At 48.2% G+C, this 585-nt stretch carries 1 protein-coding gene; it reads right to left on the bottom strand.

What is annotated here, in order from left to right; all coding sequences use genetic code 11:
• On the bottom strand, positions 1-441 hold a 441-nt coding region (locus D4Q52_RS26025; protein ID WP_147407854.1), incomplete at its 3' end, for a class II fructose-bisphosphate aldolase.
• Positions 442-585 lie beyond the last annotated feature (144 nt).

Raw genomic sequence — 585 nt, 5'->3', positions numbered from 1 at the left:
GGCTTTACCATCTTCTGAACCCCCGATGGCGCCCAGCTCCCCTTCAACGGTGATATTCCGCGGCCGCGCCATTTCCACCACAATCCGCGTATTGCCGATATTTTCTTCGAGCCCCAGGTGTGAACCGTCATACATAACCGATGAAAATCCGGCATTCATGGCCGTTTCAATCGCACTAATATCAGAACAGTGATCCAGATGCAGACAGGTTGGCACATTTTCACTTTCCGCCAGTGAGCGGACGGCATCCACCAGTAAACGATAGCCGAGATATTCCGCCGTCCCGGTAGAGATTTGAATCATTAATGGGCTATCGCTTTGTTGCGCCGCTTTAAAAAAGGCGGGCAGCATTTCAATACAGTGCAAATTAAATGAGCCAATGGCTTTAAAATCTCTTTCCTGCGCAATTTTCAGAATAGCGTTGAAGTTATACAGACTCATGAACATTTTCCCCTTTCGGCTTCGCTGATTTACCGTTTACGAACCATGCCAGTGCGGCAACAAAAACAATGAACAAGGCGACAAAGAGCCAGTTGTTCTGGAAGGCGTGGCCTAATACCAGACCGGAACTAATAACGTCCGAAT

It is taken from the genome of Rhodopseudomonas palustris, assembly GCF_003591005.1.
GTDB classification, from domain to species: domain Bacteria; phylum Pseudomonadota; class Alphaproteobacteria; order Rhizobiales; family Xanthobacteraceae; genus Rhodopseudomonas; species Rhodopseudomonas palustris_K.
Note: the sequence above shows the minus strand (reverse complement) of the source record. Positions and strands in the feature narration are given on the sequence as shown.